Origin of the sequence: Sporosarcina soli (assembly GCF_042655805.1) — a bacterium.
GTDB lineage: Bacteria > Bacillota > Bacilli > Bacillales_A > Planococcaceae > Sporosarcina > Sporosarcina soli.
The window spans coordinates 890,409-907,196 of the sequence record NZ_JBHSNO010000005.1 but is presented as its reverse complement, the minus strand read 5'-3'; the positions used below and the strand labels follow the sequence as shown (position 1 = coordinate 907,196).

16 protein-coding genes are annotated in these 16,788 nt (G+C 43.1%); 9 read left to right on the top strand and 7 right to left on the bottom strand.

Features of this window, described 5'->3' with window-relative positions; all coding sequences use genetic code 11:
- Window positions 1-273: 273 nt before the first annotated feature.
- The 7 genes from ACFPRA_RS08470 to ACFPRA_RS08440 all read left to right on the top strand — a co-directional run bounded on the left by ACFPRA_RS08470 (window position 274) and on the right by ACFPRA_RS08440 (window position 7,633).
- Window positions 274-1,449 (top strand): flavin reductase, encoded by a 1,176-nt coding sequence (locus ACFPRA_RS08470; RefSeq protein WP_381432671.1) that lies wholly within the window; start codon window positions 274-276, stop codon window positions 1,447-1,449.
- 35 nt (window positions 1,450-1,484) lie between these two features.
- Complete coding sequence (locus ACFPRA_RS08465; RefSeq protein WP_381432668.1) at window positions 1,485-2,945, top strand: 4-hydroxyphenylacetate 3-hydroxylase family protein; 1,461 nt, start codon at window positions 1,485-1,487, stop codon at window positions 2,943-2,945.
- Window positions 2,946-3,019: 74 nt separating this feature from the next.
- Complete coding sequence (locus ACFPRA_RS08460; protein ID WP_381432666.1) at window positions 3,020-3,595, top strand: FAD synthetase; 576 nt, start codon at window positions 3,020-3,022, stop codon at window positions 3,593-3,595.
- 27 nt (window positions 3,596-3,622) lie between these two features.
- Entirely contained in the window at window positions 3,623-4,075 is a 453-nt protein-coding gene (locus ACFPRA_RS08455; RefSeq protein ID WP_381432664.1) for a RidA family protein, read from the top strand.
- Between the two features lie 46 nt (window positions 4,076-4,121).
- Window positions 4,122-4,805 (top strand): DUF1028 domain-containing protein, encoded by a 684-nt coding sequence (locus ACFPRA_RS08450; protein ID WP_381432661.1) that lies wholly within the window; start codon window positions 4,122-4,124, stop codon window positions 4,803-4,805.
- A gap of 113 nt (window positions 4,806-4,918) precedes the next feature.
- Window positions 4,919-6,163, top strand: a complete 1,245-nt coding sequence (locus ACFPRA_RS08445) for a Zn-dependent hydrolase (protein WP_381432658.1) — start codon at window positions 4,919-4,921, stop codon at window positions 6,161-6,163.
- 42 nt (window positions 6,164-6,205) lie between these two features.
- Window positions 6,206-7,633 (top strand): aspartate ammonia-lyase, encoded by a 1,428-nt coding sequence (locus ACFPRA_RS08440; RefSeq protein WP_381432654.1) that lies wholly within the window; start codon window positions 6,206-6,208, stop codon window positions 7,631-7,633.
- Between the two features lie 309 nt (window positions 7,634-7,942).
- Here the strand turns inward: ACFPRA_RS08440 and ACFPRA_RS08435 are convergent, their stop codons facing one another.
- From ACFPRA_RS08435 to ACFPRA_RS08405, 7 genes are all read right to left on the bottom strand, one after another.
- Window positions 7,943-8,071 (bottom strand): YvrJ family protein, encoded by a 129-nt coding sequence (locus ACFPRA_RS08435; protein ID WP_381432649.1) that lies wholly within the window; start codon window positions 8,069-8,071, stop codon window positions 7,943-7,945.
- 694 nt (window positions 8,072-8,765) lie between these two features.
- Entirely contained in the window at window positions 8,766-8,984 is a 219-nt protein-coding gene (locus ACFPRA_RS08430; protein ID WP_381432646.1) for a DUF2922 domain-containing protein, read from the bottom strand.
- 56 nt (window positions 8,985-9,040) lie between these two features.
- Entirely contained in the window at window positions 9,041-9,259 is a 219-nt protein-coding gene (locus ACFPRA_RS08425; RefSeq protein ID WP_381432643.1) for a DUF1659 domain-containing protein, read from the bottom strand.
- Window positions 9,260-9,365: 106 nt separating this feature from the next.
- Window positions 9,366-9,923 (bottom strand): hypothetical protein, encoded by a 558-nt coding sequence (locus ACFPRA_RS08420; RefSeq protein WP_381432640.1) that lies wholly within the window; start codon window positions 9,921-9,923, stop codon window positions 9,366-9,368.
- A gap of 249 nt (window positions 9,924-10,172) precedes the next feature.
- Complete coding sequence (gene iscB / locus ACFPRA_RS08415; protein ID WP_381432637.1) at window positions 10,173-11,399, bottom strand: RNA-guided endonuclease IscB; 1,227 nt, start codon at window positions 11,397-11,399, stop codon at window positions 10,173-10,175.
- Between the two features lie 405 nt (window positions 11,400-11,804).
- On the bottom strand, window positions 11,805-12,278 hold the full coding sequence (locus ACFPRA_RS08410) for an S-ribosylhomocysteine lyase (protein ID WP_381432634.1): 474 nt from the start codon (window positions 12,276-12,278) through the stop codon (window positions 11,805-11,807).
- 184 nt (window positions 12,279-12,462) lie between these two features.
- The gene (locus ACFPRA_RS08405) at window positions 12,463-13,647 is read right to left on the bottom strand and encodes an ROK family protein (RefSeq protein ID WP_381432632.1); all 1,185 of its coding nucleotides are present in this window, start codon (window positions 13,645-13,647) and stop codon (window positions 12,463-12,465) included.
- A 152-nt stretch (window positions 13,648-13,799) separates the two neighbouring features.
- Here ACFPRA_RS08405 and xylF point away from each other — a divergent pair, with 152 nt between their 5' ends.
- Together xylF and ACFPRA_RS08395 are read left to right on the top strand one after the other, a co-directional pair.
- Window positions 13,800-14,891: a D-xylose ABC transporter substrate-binding protein gene (xylF, locus tag ACFPRA_RS08400; RefSeq protein WP_381432629.1), complete on the top strand. Its 1,092-nt coding sequence runs from the start codon at window positions 13,800-13,802 to the stop codon at window positions 14,889-14,891.
- 334 nt (window positions 14,892-15,225) lie between these two features.
- The gene (locus ACFPRA_RS08395) at window positions 15,226-16,746 is read left to right on the top strand and encodes a xylose ABC transporter ATP-binding protein (protein WP_381432625.1); all 1,521 of its coding nucleotides are present in this window, start codon (window positions 15,226-15,228) and stop codon (window positions 16,744-16,746) included.
- Window positions 16,747-16,788 lie beyond the last annotated feature (42 nt).

Below are 16,788 nucleotides of genomic sequence, written 5' to 3'. Positions count from 1 at the left end.
ATTGTAGATGAAGGAAAGCTGATTTGCTTTACCTTAATTACTTATAAAAGAAATTAAGGTTCTTTTTTCTGACAATTAAGGACTATTTAAGGAATATGTCCAAAAAGTTAGGCAGGCTATATTTTCATTGTTAAATGTATTTATTTCAGGGGGAGGATGCCGATTCGATTTGCTATACCTTAATTACTTATAAAAGAAAAAAAGGTTCAATTTTTTGAGTAATTAAGGATTAATTAAGGAATATGTCCGAATAGGATATAGGGAGGGATCTATATGGGAACAGAATTGAGTGAGTATGAGAAATTGGGTCCGGTGGACAATTTAGTGTTTCGTGATGTGATTGGGCATTTTGCTAGTGGTGTGACTGTCATTACGACGAAACATGAAGGAACCAATTACGGAGTTACAGCGAGTGCGGTTTCATCCTTGTCGGTCGACCCACCCATGTTATTGGTTTGTATCAATCAAGCAACTGGTACATGTAACGCGATTTCCAAGCAAAAAGTTTTTGGCGTGAATATTCTACATGAAGATCAGGGAGACATTGCTTTACAGTTTGCTAGACCTTCAGCAGATAAATTTAAAGGGATTGACATAACCGAAGGCAAATTGGGCGAGCCGATACTGAAAGACACACTTGCACATCTGGAATGTAGGGTTGTTCAGGAAGTGACAGGCGGTACGCATTCCGTTTTCCTGGCGGAAGTTATTCATGCAAGTTCAGAAGAACGGAAGCCGTTGACTTACTACCGCGGGAAATTTGGACGCTTCATTTCACAAAATGACGAAGCAGTTTTTCATGATTTGCGAAGCAAAGTGTTAAAAAGGGATTTCCGACTGCTGGATTCCTTCAATGTTGCAAGTTTGACAGAGGCACTCGATGTGCCAAGACAAGTGGTCTACCATGCGCTTACTAAACTGGAGGCAGAAGGATTGGTCACGCGTGGTGAAAATGGAGACTTCTCAGTTACACCATTAAGTATCGAGATGCTGATTGAAGCATTGGAAACGCGTTGTGCATTAGAAGTGGCTGCTGTTGAAAAGACAGTCGGCAATCTGTCCAAAGAGGAATTGGCCAATTTGAGGAAGCGTGTTGAAGACACCATTCCGGACAAAGAAAAAGGAATTACGGAAATTGACAAATACATCGAAGCTAATATCTCGCTCCATGATTACACGATTGCCTTAACCAATAATGCAACTTTGCTAGATTCCTATCGCCGGCTAACAGCGGAGGCCGTGATGACAAGTGCATTGCGTGTCGCACTAGAAGCGAAGAATAGTACAGCACATGCTGAGCTAAATAAATTGGCGGATGACCATACAGCATTGCTGGTAGCTTATGAAACAGGTGATAAGGAAACAGCGAAAAACATCGTTCTTCAACATACGGAAGATGCCAAGAAACTAGGTAAATACATTATTAGCCACGCTGGTGGCAGTATTTAATCATAAAAAAATAAGGTGACTAGGGAGGAATTTACATGGCTTTACTTACTGGAGACGATTACCGCAGATCGCTAAATGATGGCAGAGAAGTTTATATTGATGGGGAGAGAGTACATGATATTGCGAATCATCCAGCGTTTAAACCGATCATCGACGTAAAAGCCCGTATGTATGATATGAACCATGAGGAACGATACAAAGCTAAATTGACAACAAAGCTGGCAGACGGCGATGAAATTTGCCGAGCGTTCAAATTGCCGAAGTCGAAGGAAGATTTGAAAGGGATTCGTACGTACGTAGAAACGGTGTTGGATGATTTGGGGGGCGTTGTCTATCGAGTTGGCGATGAAACGATTGGTGAAATGTGGTCACTTTACGATGCCCAAGATCGTTTGAATGAGATTGATCCGACGTATGCGCAAAACATTAAGCATCATGTGGAGCGTGTGGCGAAGAAGGATTTATTCCACGTTTCGGCTAACACGGATCCAAAAGGGGATCGTAGTAAGCTCATTAACGGTGAGGACGGCGGAACGCTACTTCATATCGTCGCCGAAAATGATAAAGGGATCGTCGTTCGTGGCGCCAAGTTTGAAACGGCTGCTGCTTACGCACACCAAGCATTTGTCAAACCGACGATTTCCAATTGGTCAAATACCAGTGTCAATATGGAAAACTATGCAGTCGGCTTCATCTGTGATATGGGCTCTCCAGGCTTGAAGCATATTTGTCGGACGCCTGTCGGGTCAGGAAAAGATCCAGTAAACTACCCATTATCCAGCAAGTTTGAAGAAATTGATACGCTCTTGATTTTTGACGATGTCTTGATCCCTTGGGAAAATGTATTATTTCATCGTAACTTGGAATCGGCAAAATATATCCGTGAGACGGTTCACCGTTATTCTTCATTCAACTACGTTCTACGCATCCTGAGAAGAGCGGATTACCTCATTGGCGCAGCATTATTGAATGTGGAGCAAACAGGATTGACGAAAATCCCAGCCGTTCAGCAGAAGCTTTCGGAGTTGATCAACTATCGTGAAACGATTAATGCCCATCTGACGGCTGCAGTTTCGGAAGCGCAATCGACGTCGGGCGGTTTGATGATGCCGAATCAATCCCTGCTCTATACAGGTCGCGTCTTTGCGCTAAAGCACTTCCCTGAAATGGCGCATTTGGCACGTGAGTTGGTTGGTGGACAGCTTGCAGTTACACCGGATATGGAAACGATGAAGGATCCACAAATCAAGGAGTATATCGATCGGTATTACTCAGTCGGTGAGTGGAGTGCTGAGGAACGTGCGAAATTGCTGTACTTTGCGCGAGATATGCTCAATTCCTCTTATGCGGGTCACCAAGTGACATTTGAATTGTTTGCCCAAAGCCCGCCATTTGCGCAACATGCGGCCGTCTTTAATAACTATGATTTAACGCCAAATAGAGAGATGGTCATGAAAGCAGCGAAATTATCTCCTGAATTGGTGTTACAGCCATGACTTGGTAAGCCGTCCCTCTAAGGCGGGGCTGCGCTACTGGTGTATTTGTAACTTAGATGGAAGAGGTGTTATACATGCAAGTTCATAATGCCAAGACGTTAAAGCTTCCCAATTGTGTGCTGACGATTGGCGCGTTGGATGGCCTGCATATTGGCCATCAAACTTTATTGAAGCATGCTCGTCAGCGAGCGGAAAAGCTGGGTGTGCCACTTGTCGTGTATACATTTGACCTTCCACCCAAAGTGTTTTTCCAACATGTGAAGTTGTTGACTTCTTTGCCCGAGAAGTTAGCGTTGCTTGAAAAGTTAGGTGTCGATCACGTGGTCGTAGCTCAATTCAATGCGGATTACATTTCTCAAGGTGTGGATCGTTTTCTACAAGAGTTGAAAGACCTGAATCCCCTCGAAATTTGTGAAGGTCATGATTTTCGCTTTGGTAGGGGGAGGGAAGGTGATGTGCATACATTACGGAAATACTACGAGGTGTTTATTTTGGAACCGGTCGTTTGTGCCGAAGGAAAAACAATTTCCTCGACGAGGATCCGTACATTGTTTCAATTAGGTGATTTTGATAAAGCCTATCAATTATTAGGATGGGACAAATTCAGTCCACATGTTCAGCAGAATGAAAAAGCTCTGGTGGAAAAATAAAATGAAAATAGCGGAGGAATGATTACAATGACAGTCTTTGAAAATACGAAAAAAGTGGAAATTCAACGTATCAGAAAGTTTAAGACAAATGAATTTTATCCATCATCCCTTGGAAAGCCAGAACACCATATCGTCAACGAATTAAGTATGGCTGTCCGTGCAGGAAACCGGATTTTCCTCCGGGGACAAACAGGCTTTGATTTAGAGGGGAACTTCCATGGAATCGGCGACGTTGCAGCACAAACGGATATGGCTTGCCGATGTGTGAAACAGCTTTTAGAAGAGGCGGGTGGATCGGTGAAAGATATTTGTAAAATGACAGTTTATATTTTGAACCGTGAAGATCGTAGTAAAGTCTATCCGGTTATCGGGGAGCATTTCAAAGATGTGTATCCATGCAGTACGGGTCTTATTGTAAGTGGCTTTGCTATGCCGGAAATGTTGATGGAAATTGACATTGAAGCGGTTATTAGTGAGTAAGTGGAAGACAGCGTGAAAATAGATTGCAATATAATGGAGGATAATCATGAAAATTACGAATACCTTTTCAGTCGCGGGACGTTGTGAAGATACGGGTGCATTGGGGGTCATTGTCACTTCCAGTAGCCCCTCTGTGGGTGCAAGATGTCCATGGGCAAAACAAGGTGTCGGTGCGATTTTAACGCAAAATGTAACAGATCCAAGACTAGCCAGTATCGGCTTGAATGTGTTAGAAAATGGCTTTGACGCTGAGTCGGCGATCAACGCAATGAAGGAGTCCACCCCTTTCCAGGAGTATCGTCAATTGGCTGTCGTTGATGCGCAAGGAAATTCCGCTACATTTACGGGTGAAAAAGCACTTGGGGTGCATGGGGAATTCACAGCTAAAAACGTTGCGAGTATCGGAAATCTATTGAGTGATCCACACATACCAGAACAGATGGGAAAAACCTTTTTGAATACGAAAGGCGCGTTGGCTGACCGGTTGATCGCGGCTATTTCTAAAGGCTTTGAGATGGGGGGAGAGCTAGACCAGGAACATTCTATCGGCTTATTGGTTTATCAAGAGGATGCATTCCCATTTGTAGATTTACGAGTGGATTACAGTGAGCAACCGCTGGATGATTTGAAAAAGGCATGGGAAATTTATGGTCCGCAAGCTGAAGAGTATCGCATCCGGGCGATTACACCAGAAATAGCTCCATCATACGGGGTGAAAGGCGACGAATAATTTTGATAGATGAATGCAAATTGAAACATGTAGCCATAGACTTAACAATCTAGGGCTACATATTTTAAATTTTTAAGGTTTATTTCATTACAGCAGACATTGGGGGCAAAAAAGTGGTGCAAATTCAGTTGAATCGATTAGTTGAAGATCTTGAAAGTTATGCTACATATGGTCAGGATGAACGAGGAGGGATTACACGACCAAGCTTTTCTTCGGAAGATTTGAAAGTGCGGATACGCTTCATTAAGGAATTACAAGATCTTGGTTTGGAAGTATCGATTGACGGTATTGCGAACATCTGGGGCAAGTTAAGAGGAAATGGAAAGAAAAAAGGAAGTATCGTCATTGGTTCCCATTTGGACACAGTTCCGAACGGAGGGAAATACGACGGGGCACTTGGGACTCTTGTTGCCAAAGAGATCATTCGAACGATTATCGAAAAGGACCTTACCCTTGACCATGACTTGGAGATTGTCTCCTTCACTGCCGAGGAATCGAATGATTTTGGATTATCGACGCTTGGAAGTCGTGCTTTTGTTGGACGGTTATCGGAACAGGAACTTAGAAAAGCGACAGACTCCAAGGGACTTCTATTAAGTGAAGCTTTACAGACAGTGGACGGAGATATCGATCGGATTCCCGAAATGGCTGCTATCCGTGATGACAAAAAAGTTTTTGTCGAGCTGCATATCGAACAGGGAAAACGGTTGGAATCGAATGATAGACCAGTAGCAATCATCAATAGTTTGGTCGGAGTTTATCGAAGTAAAGTGACGGTAATTGGAGAAGCGAATCATTCGGGAACAACGATGATGCCTCATCGAAGTGATGCCTTGACCGCCGCATCAGAAATGATCCTTGCAGTGGAGCACATTTGCGCAGAAGATAAGACGGATTTAGTCGGTACTGTCGGGAAATTAGAGGTGCAGCCGAATGCCATTAATATTGTTCCCGGACAAGTCGATTTCGTATTGGAAATTAGAGGTGAATGCCAGGAACGGATGGAAAAGATTGTCGGTAAAATTGAAGCGGAGTGGACTGAAATCATTGCACTACGTAGCCTTCAATGGAAGCAATCCATTTTGCAACAGCAAGAGCCAACAAAACTGGATAAAGAGATCGTAACTATTTTACAAGGTGTGGCGAATCAGATGTCCATTCCTTATATGACCTTGCCTAGTATGGCGGTGCATGATGCTGCCCATATGTCGCTTATATCGAAATCAGCAATGATTTTTGTGAAGAGCATTGATGGAAAAAGTCATTGCCCTGAAGAGTACAGCACCCCTGAAGATATTGAACAAGCAAGTAATGTCATGTTGCAGGGTATTCTTGCGATTGATAAGCTATTCGATTAACAAAATCGTGGATGATTTCAATCTGGAAAGGGATGTATGGATGTGAAATATCGGATAGAAAGCGATTTTTTAGGAGATAAGCAGATCCCGAATAATGCGTATTATAGTATCCAAACGGCTCGGGCTGTAGAAAATTTTCCAATTACGGGGGAGAAAACACATCCCGAATTGATTCGGTCGATAGCGCTCATTAAAAAAGCGGCTGCCAAGACCAATGCTGAAATCGGATTATTGGATGAATCCGTTTCAATCGCTATTCGAAAAGCCGCCGAGGAAATGGAATTGGGGATGTGGGATAACCAGATTGTTGTGGATGCCATTCAAGGCGGTGCCGGCACTTCCTTAAATATGAATATCAATGAGGTGCTTGCTAATCGTGCGCATGAGTTATTGAAAGGGACAAAAGAAGGGCAATCCGTTGTTAGCGCCAATACACAAGTCAATATGTCCCAATCAACAAATGATGTCATTCCGACAGCTGTCCATCTAACATTGCTGAATATGGCGGGAAGATTATGCGCTGTATTAAAAAGGCTACATGAACAATTGGTCATTAAAGAAAATGAATTTGACGATGTTATCAAAATGGGGCGTACCCATTTACAGGACGCCATTCCGATTCGGCTAGGTCAAGAATTCGGGGCTTATGCTTGTGTGATCAAACGGGACTTAAACCGTATCGAAAAAGCCGTACAGCAACTGAATACAATCAGTATTGGTGCAACAGCAATCGGTACCGGTTTGAACGCAAGGGGGGATTATCGGGAAAAAATCATTGACTATTTAATAGAAGAAACGAATTATCCCTTGGAGAATGCGGAGAATTTAGTGGATATTACCCAAAATACAGACCGCTACACGGAAATCTCCTCAACATTGAAAATCCTGGCGATCAATCTATCTAAAATCGCAAATGACCTCAGACTTCTCGCGTCGGGACCTTTGACCGGATTCAACGAAATCAATTTACCGGCAAGACAACCAGGTTCTTCGATTATGCCCGGAAAAGTGAATCCTGTCATACCGGAAGTTATGAATCAAATCTCCTTCCAAGTCATTGGAAATGACCATACCATTTCACTGGCCTCCGAAGCGGGGCAGTTGGAACTGAATGTGATGGGGCCTGTAATGGTATCGAATCTATTGCAATCCTTCGCGATTCTTACAAATGGCGTGCATGTATTTTCCGCATTTGCAATTGAAGGTATTACCGCAAATGTGGAACATTGTCGGGAATTAGTCGAATCGAGCGTAGGTATTGTAACTGCCATCAACCCGCATGTAGGCTACGAGGTCGCCTCCAAAATCGCAAAAGAAGCGCTTGCAACAGGTGTATCCGTGCGGTCGATTTGCCTTAGAGAAGGATATTTAAGCGAAAAAGAATTGGATATCATTTTGGATACGAAAGAAATGACCGAACCAGGGATTGCCGGATTAGAGTTGCTTAGGAAAACAGTGAGGATTTCATAAAATGAAATTCGTCCCATACGTCAGTTGAATCAGGGGCGGGTGGGATAGCTTTTTGTATAAGAGCAGAACATTTAATATGATCCTTTGAACGAAGGAGAAGTGATTCGGTGGTGTGAAAAGACGATTGACGTAGACTTCGTTTGTATCGCAGGCGGATTGTACGTCTCCGGAAATATTACCGGTATCGAGAGCGCCAAAGCGGCACGCGCATTTCATGAATATGTAGTTTCATAACAAGAGTAAAAAGCAGAATCGGCAGTTCATGCCGATTCCGCCTTTTTATAGGAATTGAGAAGGAAGCACCCCTTATCATTTCTCCTTCAACGCAACAAGTACATCATGGATGGCGACGAGTTTTGTTTCGAGCCGGTGCAATAGATAGAACGAAACGAAAATCGGGAAGCCGATTTCTTGTATGAGTTGTATCCATTGTTCCATCCCGTTTCCTCCTCTCTTGGATCAAAATCAATTACACCTCGGCGTGATTGTGTCCAAATTTTGAATTGCGCTTTCTGATGGCTGGTGCCTTAATTTCTGCAAAAAACGTAGAAATACGGTAAATCGAACCCTTCACCGTTCGATTCGCAATTAACTCCCTTCAAAATCTGTAACATCCGCCGGAGGCCTAACTTAATTCAGCCGCTGTTTGAGCCCACATTGAATCGAATGTATTTCTGGCATTCATACCGCCGCTTATAGAAGTGGAGGTCTTCTGCTGAATTAAGTTAAAACGCCGGTTCCCAGTCCGAAAACTGGTAAACCGGCTGCAACAAGATCAATCACGCCTCGGCGTGATTGTGTCCAGATTTTGAATTGCGCTTTCTAATGACTGGTGCCTTAATTTCTGCAAAGAACGTAGAAATTAAGGCAAATCGAACCCTTCGCCGTTCGATTCGCAATTAACTCCTTTCAAAATCTGTGACATCCGTCGGAGGCTTGGGCCAACAGGGTGTTGGTCACTCAGGCGTTGCCGCAGGACGCGGCGACCTTAGCCCGAGTTCCTCCAATCAGCAAATTTTTTTGTACTGAAAGCGAAGCGTCAGCTACAGGGAGTTTGGACTCCCTCTGATTGAAATGCTTTCTGTCATTAATCCCGCCACTTATGGAAGTGGGAGACTTCTGCTGAATCAAGTTAGCTTCCTACAATTTCGGTGACATTGCGCTCGACGATGCGGGCGTTCTTCGCTGTTTCCAATGGTGATCCATCCACTTCGAATACACCGGAAGTGATGATTTCCTGCATGGTGGCCTCGATTTCGGGAGCCGTCAGATCTTCACGTGGTTCATCCACGGTTAGCACCACATTTTTGCCAGTAGCTGTACTGAAGTTCAGTTGTAAGGTTTTAGCCATTTCCGAATCCTCCTTTAAAATGAGTGTTGCATGACAGCATCAGCCAACTGGTAGGCTTAGCCCATCACACTTGAGGTTTCCACTTTTTCCGCCCCGATGAATGGAAGTTCTGATAGTTGCCCAAGTGCTTGCAATGCATTGTACAAAGCATCTGCCTCGACGTTTTCTACAATATTCCGGTACGTTTTCGATTTGCGGACAAGTTTTCCATCTTCCGTTAACCCGCCATCGAAATAAACCCGACCGACCGCTTCTTTAAATTCGATTGTCGCCATCTCGATCACCTCCTTTCACCCTTTATATAGAACGAAAGGGGAAGAAAGTGGACAAAAATTTTCAAAAAGAAAAACGGCTGGCAATTAATGCGCAGCCGTTTCTGAATTAATCTTGTAACTCACTAAGCTCATTCATGACTGTTCCATTCTGCTCCGTCTTGATCAAACCGATATCGGGTGCATAAAAGAACGTCCATCCATGAGAGGCATCCACTTGGACGACGCTATGGAACGTGCCTGCTTTCACCGTGACGTCAAGATCCATCGCCGTGACGGTGTACGTATTGAAGTCGATTTCTTCATCAGAAGTATCCCAAGTTTTCCCTTCAAATAAAGGATACCTTAAATCAGAATAATATTCGGAATAAGGGTATCCCGTATACAAGCCTTCTTCCGTTTCTTTCACAAGAAAGTAGGCTGTTTCACCGTTTATCGTTTCTTTCCATTGATCCCACTCCGGTTGCTCTTCGTAAATTTCATTGGAATAGGTGATAGTTGAAAGAGTCGTTTGGCCATCAACATAGGAAGTCCATGTATATGTTTTGGATGTATCCAACAGATAACTGGAAGAGATTGGTTCAGGCAATTCGTCAGCTTCCTTACTAACAGCTGGCTCGGTATTGGAAATTCCCTCCTTATATCCGGTTGTCCAACTTAAAGTCATTAAGGAATAAAAATAATCCTGCAAGTTTTTGAAGGATCCTATATCGAACAAAAGTAGCGAGGTGTTGATGGAATCATGGTTTGTCTGTGTTCCGTCAGGCATTTGATAGGCTGTCGCTTGTGTCATGGGTGTCTGAGTCAAAAGCAAAACAAGTACGAGCAGAGAAAGACATAATCTTTTCATACATATATAGGCTGGTGGACACTCGTAACTTCAGTCATTAGAGTAGCCAGCCTGCACTTCCCTTCTTTAACTTATTTGAACGAGTAATGTACCGGCTTTCCCCACGATTTGTAACTTTTTGTAGCTTGCACTTTTATGCACACTTGTACCGTCTAGTTTTCGCAAATCAAAGTAGCCGCTTTTTCGTCGACCGAACACAAAGCATTCGTTTCCTTCAAAGACGACTTTGTCGAACAATTGAAAGCCTTTGACAAACCGTTCTGCTTTGTTGGCTTTTCGATAACCGCCTTTCGCGATGGTCATCTTGTGTAACTGTCTGTTGTTTTTGCGTACTTGTTTGAACAGGTACGTATTTTGGGATAGAGATGCAAGTGGATTGCCACTGATACACCGGGCATCAATTGAATGACTCTTTTCCAAGCCATATCGGATGCGTGTGTTTTTAGTTTGGAATCCATATGTCAATTTGACATGCGGATATAATTCTTTAACTTTATGATGAATAAACCATCGCATCGCCGTCATTTGGGACGCATCACGAAAAGAAGGACTTTTCCGCGTGAATAAATGTTCTTTTCCTTCTTTGTGAATACTATTGTGACACGTCTTGCAGAGTGTCACGAGATTATCCGGTCCGTCACCACCTATTTTACGGCTTTCAATGTGGTGGACGTTTAAAATTTTGTCTTTCGTTTTGCCTTTGCAATGCTGACAGACATGCTTGTCCCGATAAATGACATATTCCCGAACATTCCAAAAACCAAGCTGGTCCCCTTTTTGATAGAGGTCTCCTGAAATGCTAGGATTCTTGATTTTCTGAATATCAAATTGGGCAACTTCAATGATTACGTCCGTAATTGGGAGCAATGCATGGAGCTTTGTAATCATCTTTGCATGCATGTCGACTTTGTTTTGAACGGATGGGGCAAGCCATCCTTTGTCTTTATTCCTATTTAGAAAACGGGGTTTACGGTAGCGAGTTTTCCGGTCTCGTCTAGCCCTTCGCAAGGCTCGGCGAGTTGCCAGCAGCTCCTGAATATCAGTACGTAGCCCGACTTCAGCTTCAAATAATACTTGACTTTCCGTTGTTGCTGAAAGTCCAATATGTTTCGTTCCTGCATCCACGCCAAGAGACACGGGTTGTTTATAGCCGCTTGATCCGTATGTTAATTGAATGGTAAATGGCGTTCGTCGGACGACGCTTGCTTTTCCTTGTTGCATTAGTTTGCGTGCTTTCTGCGGCTTGCAGGGCATAAGTGGATGTCCATGCTTATTCAGTACGTAAACGAACATGTCGTCTACCTCCTTCGAGTTTGTTCCTCTTCGCCAATGTTGTAAGTGCTTGTTGGGCATGCAACACCGCACCTTTCCCTCAGAGCTTTTAATCGCATGCGACAGTTGCATAGAACTAGAGTGGGCATCCTATTGTGTCATGACACAAACAACGTAGCCAGTAAAGACTTAGGCTAGTCAATCAAGGCTCTTACAAGCCTGCGACTGCAGTCGTGGGTAATTGACCTAACCATCCCCTAGCTTTGATGTTCACTAAAACAAATTCCTTCTTACTCTATTACATTCCCACTCAGCAGAGAAAATACCTTCAAATTATTAAATTTTTTCATTTTTATTGAAAAAAACAGCAGGCGGCCCGCTTATCGAAATAAGGGGCCGCCTGCTGATTATTTATCCTTGTTCATATTAACGCGTGATTGCTTCTTCCGTGCGGAAAGGATCACCACTCAACCCGGCTTCCACAACCATCTTTGCATATTCTTGTGCTGCGAAAAGGGAGTGGTCGCGGTAGTTTCCGCATTCAAGGGCAGAAACTGCAGGGATATGCTCAGTAGTGATCACTTTTTCCAACACTTTTGTCAGCGCAGTAGCGATTTCTTTTGGCTCATGCTCATCCCAGATGATCATGTAAAATCCAGTTCTGCACCCCATTGGTGAAATGTCGACAATCCCTTTGAGTTCATCGCGCATATACGTTGCGAGCAGATGCTCGAGTGTATGAACTGCGGAAGTCGGCATTGCGTCCTGGTTGGGTTGTAAAAATCGTAAGTCATACTTTTGAAGGGAACTGCCTTTCTCATGCTGTTCGGTTCCTGCAAGACGCACGTATGGGGCTTTCACTTTTGTATGATCAAGTAAGAAACTTTCAACTTGTGCCATGTTCATCATCCTTTCACTGTATCCTTTTAAACTATCACATTTTCCAGCGTAAAGGAAACATATTTCACTGAATAATAAGAGAAAAGAGTGTTGCTTCGATTATAAAAAGTGTTGCGAAGTTCGACTAAGATGTTAAGAACTTTCTACGATACATTGTTTAGTAAATGGACGACTTTAAGATTCCTTACGTATTGGCAAGGGGTGCTTGGTCGATTTTAAGAAATTCCTCTATGGCAAAGGCGGATACACCAAGGGCTGCCGAATAGTCGGATAGCTTTGAAAAACGGATATTCATATCGGCTTGGTGAAAGGGCATTAATTCTTGTTTGGCGGTTTTGATGATGGCGTTTTGTATCCAGCTCTCCGCTTTTGCTAACCGATTTCCAATGATGACGAGCTGGGGATTGAATGTCTTGATCAGGTTTGTAATACCGGTGCTCATATTACAACCGATTTCTTCTAAGAGGGCTCGTGCATCTTTATCATTGTTTTCCGCAAAACTGATCAATAGTTCAAGACTGGCGTCTGCTAAATGCGGGATGCCCTTTGCTTGTCGTAATAGTGCATGCTCGGACGCATAGGCCTCCCAGCAACCGTTACTTCCGCAATTGCATTTGCGACCATTTTTGACAATGGTCATATGGCCGCTTTCGCCGGAGTAGCCATTCATGCCACGGTAAAGTTCTCCATTTAAGATGATGCCTACGCCAATACCTATTCCAGCGCTTACATAAATTAAATTATTACATTCCAGTCCCGCTCCAAACCGCATCTCTCCGTAAGCTCCAGCATTTGCTTCATTTTCGACAAGAATGGGATAATCAAATTCTTCTTCCAGCATAGTTAATAAATCTACATCTTCCCACTTCAAGTTTGGTGCCAGCAATACTTTTCCATAGTTATCAACAATACCAGGTACACCGATACCGATGCCAACCACACCGTATCTACTGTTAGGTGTATGTCTGATAAGTGTTTTGATTGTATCAACAACAAGCTTCATTTGCTCTTCAAAGGGAAGGGCAGTATCCATGATTTGATTTACTTCATAGATGACATTCCCAACTAAATCTGTCACAATGCCTAGCATATAATTTACCCCTATATCGAGACCGATTGAATAACCTGCTTGTTCATTAAATAGCAGGATGACAGGTCGTCTGCCCCCACTTGATTCACCGGTGCCTGACTCATAAATCAGTTCTTCCTCGATCAGTTCGTTTACTAAAGACGAGACGGTAGCTTTGTTTAAGCCGGATCGTTGCGCAATTTCAGCGCGGGATAAAGGTGCCAGCCCGATAATGGATTGTAAGACGATTTCTTTATTCATTTTTTTGACGACATGCTGATTCCAAGTAATTTGTTTCATAACTTCACCATTCCCTATGTTATTAACAATTCTGTCTGTTGAAAATATTGTACTATAAACTTAGTTTATTAGATAGACAAACTAAGTTTTTGGTGCTAAACTCAAAATAGATTGCCAGGTAGCACAATTTGGAAAAGGGGGATTTTTCAATTATGAAAAGATGTAAGGGGTTACAATCAATCATTTTTCTTTTAGTCATGATGCTGATTCTTGCGGCTTGTGGACAAGATGCTGGCACGCAAGCAGAAGGAACGGACAAAAGCGGAGGGGAGAAGTCCGATGGCAAACTCAAAATCGGGCTTTCCGTATCGGACTTGACGTTGGAACGTTGGCAACATGACCGCGACTTCTTTGTTGAGAAAGCGGAAGAACTCGGAGCAGAAGTAGTTGTACAATCTGCAAATGGGGACGAGGAAAAACAATTATCACAAATCCAAAACATGTTATCACAAGATATCGATGCATTGGTCATCATCGCGATCAACTCGGATGCCTTATCACCGGTTGTCGATAAAGCAAAAAGTGAAGGGATCCCTGTTTTAGCCTATGACCGTCTTGTAAACGGAGCAGATATTGACGCTTATGTCTCTTTTGACAATGTGCGCGTAGGTGAAATGCAAGCCGAATATTTGGTGGACAAAGTACCGACTGGAAAGTATTTTTTGATGGGCGGATCACCGACAGACAACAATGCAAAAATGTTCAGAGAAGGTCAAATGAATATTATCCAACCACTTGTTGATAAAGGGGACATCGAAATTATCGGTGATCAATGGGCGAAAGGTTGGGATGCAAACGAAGCGCTGAAAATCACTGAAAATGCGTTAACGGCCAATAAAAATGATATTGATGCGATTGTTGCCTCAAATGACAATACGGCTGGCGGAGCCATTCAAGCATTAGATGCACAAGGATTGGCAGGTAAAGTTGTGATTTCGGGACAAGATGCCGACCTTGCTGGCGTTCAACGAATTGCCGAAGGTACGCAAACAATGACGGTCTATAAACCGATCAAAGCTATCGCAATCAAATGTGCTGAAGTGGCAGTGCAATTGGCGAAAGGGGAAACGGTAACTTCGGATTCCACGGTTAACAATGGAAAACTTGATGTTCCTTTCATTAAATTAGATCCGATCAAAGTCGGTCAAGAAAATATCGTTGACACACTGATCAAAGATGAATTTCATTCTTATGACGATGTCTATAAAAATGTTCCAGAAGATGAGCGTCCACCACGCCCATAATTAGACCTTTTCAGAGGGGGGATTGTATTCCCCCTTTCAATTTATCTTCATTCAGCAGGTGCGCAGACGCCCGCTGAATGAAGATAAAGCCTCCGGCGGATGTCACAGATTTTGAAAGGAGTTAAAGAGAAGGCAGTCTAAGTTCGCGACGTCCTAAAAGGAAAGTGCCTTAATTTCTGCAAAGATCGCAGAAATACGGCAAATCGAACCCTTCGTTGTTCGATTCGCAACGACTGCATGACCTACATCCTGTAGGGCTCAAGCTCGATTCAAAATCTGGACACAATTACGCCGAGGCGTAATTGATTGATATTTTTAGGAGAGGAAATCTGAAATGGAAAATTATGCACTTCAAATGAAGGCCATTACAAAAGAATTTCCGGGAGTACGTGCGCTTGATAATGTCACATTTTCAGTGCGTAAAGGTGAAATTCATGCCTTATGTGGTGAGAATGGGGCGGGTAAATCCACTTTAATGAAAGTATTAAGCGGTGTTTATCCACATGGGACCTATGACGGCCAAATTTTAATAAACGGTCAAAAAGTAGAACTTAAATCGATTAAAGAGTCGCAAAATGCGGGTGTGTCCATCATTTATCAAGAGCTTGCCTTGGTGGAGGAAATGTCGGTGGCCGAGAATTTGTTTTTGAGCCACGACTTAATGAGAGCGAGAATTATTGATTGGAATAAAATCTATTCAGAAGCCCAAAAATGGTTGGATCATATTGGATTAGATATCGACCCACAAACGAAAGTAGGGCATTTGACAGTAGGGAAACAACAACTGATTGAAATTGCGAAAGCGTTGACCCAAAAAACAGAGATTCTTATATTGGATGAACCTACAGCTGCATTAACAGAAAGTGATGTTGATATTTTAATAAAATTGTTAAATGATTTGCGGGCGGAGGGCGTCACTTGCATCTATATTTCTCATAAATTAGGCGAAGTGATGACGTTGGCGGATACTGTGACGATTATTAGGGACGGACAAACCGTGAGTACGGACCGGATCGAAGACTTGTCGGAGGAAATGATCATCACAAAAATGGTGGGCCGTGAATTGACAGAGCTTTTTCCTTATGAAGAACGCCCGATCAGTTCTGAAAATATACTCGATGTTAAAAATTATACAGTGATAGATCCTCTAGGGAAAAAAATAATTAATGATGTTTCATTTACACTGAAAAAAGGTGAAATACTCGGCTTTTCCGGCTTAATGGGTGCTGGGAGGACGGAATTATTCATGAGCTTGTTTGGCGGCTTGAGGGGAAATCCGACAGGGACGGTTTTGATAGATGGAAAGGCAACGATGATCAAAAATCCGGCAGATGCGATTAGAGAAGGATTAGCCTATGTGTCTGAAGACCGGAAACGTTACGGCCTTGTTTTAGGGATGGATATTACCAAAAACACGACACTTGCCGCCTTGAACAAAATGATGAAATTAAAAGTGATCGATAATGCCTTGGAAGTGAAAACGGCTGGGGATATTACATATAAAATGAATTTGAAAGCGCCTAATTTGGAGGCGTTGGTCGGTCAACTAAGTGGTGGAAACCAGCAAAAGGTTGTACTGAGTAAATGGTTATTAAATGACCCGAAAGTTTTGATCCTTGACGAGCCGACGAGGGGAATTGATGTCGGGGCGAAGTATGAGATTTATAAAATCATTAATGAGTTGGCGAGTCAAGGCGTCGGTATCGTGATTGTTTCGTCTGAATTACCTGAAGTCCTCGGTATGTCAGATCGGATTCTTGTGATGGCAGAAGGGAAAATCACTGGGGAATTCAGTAGGGAGGAAGCAACTCAAGAGAAAATAATGACATGTGCTACAGGAGGGGAAAAGTCGTGACAACGCAACCCGCAGCGAATACAGAAGCGCACGAAAAAAGAG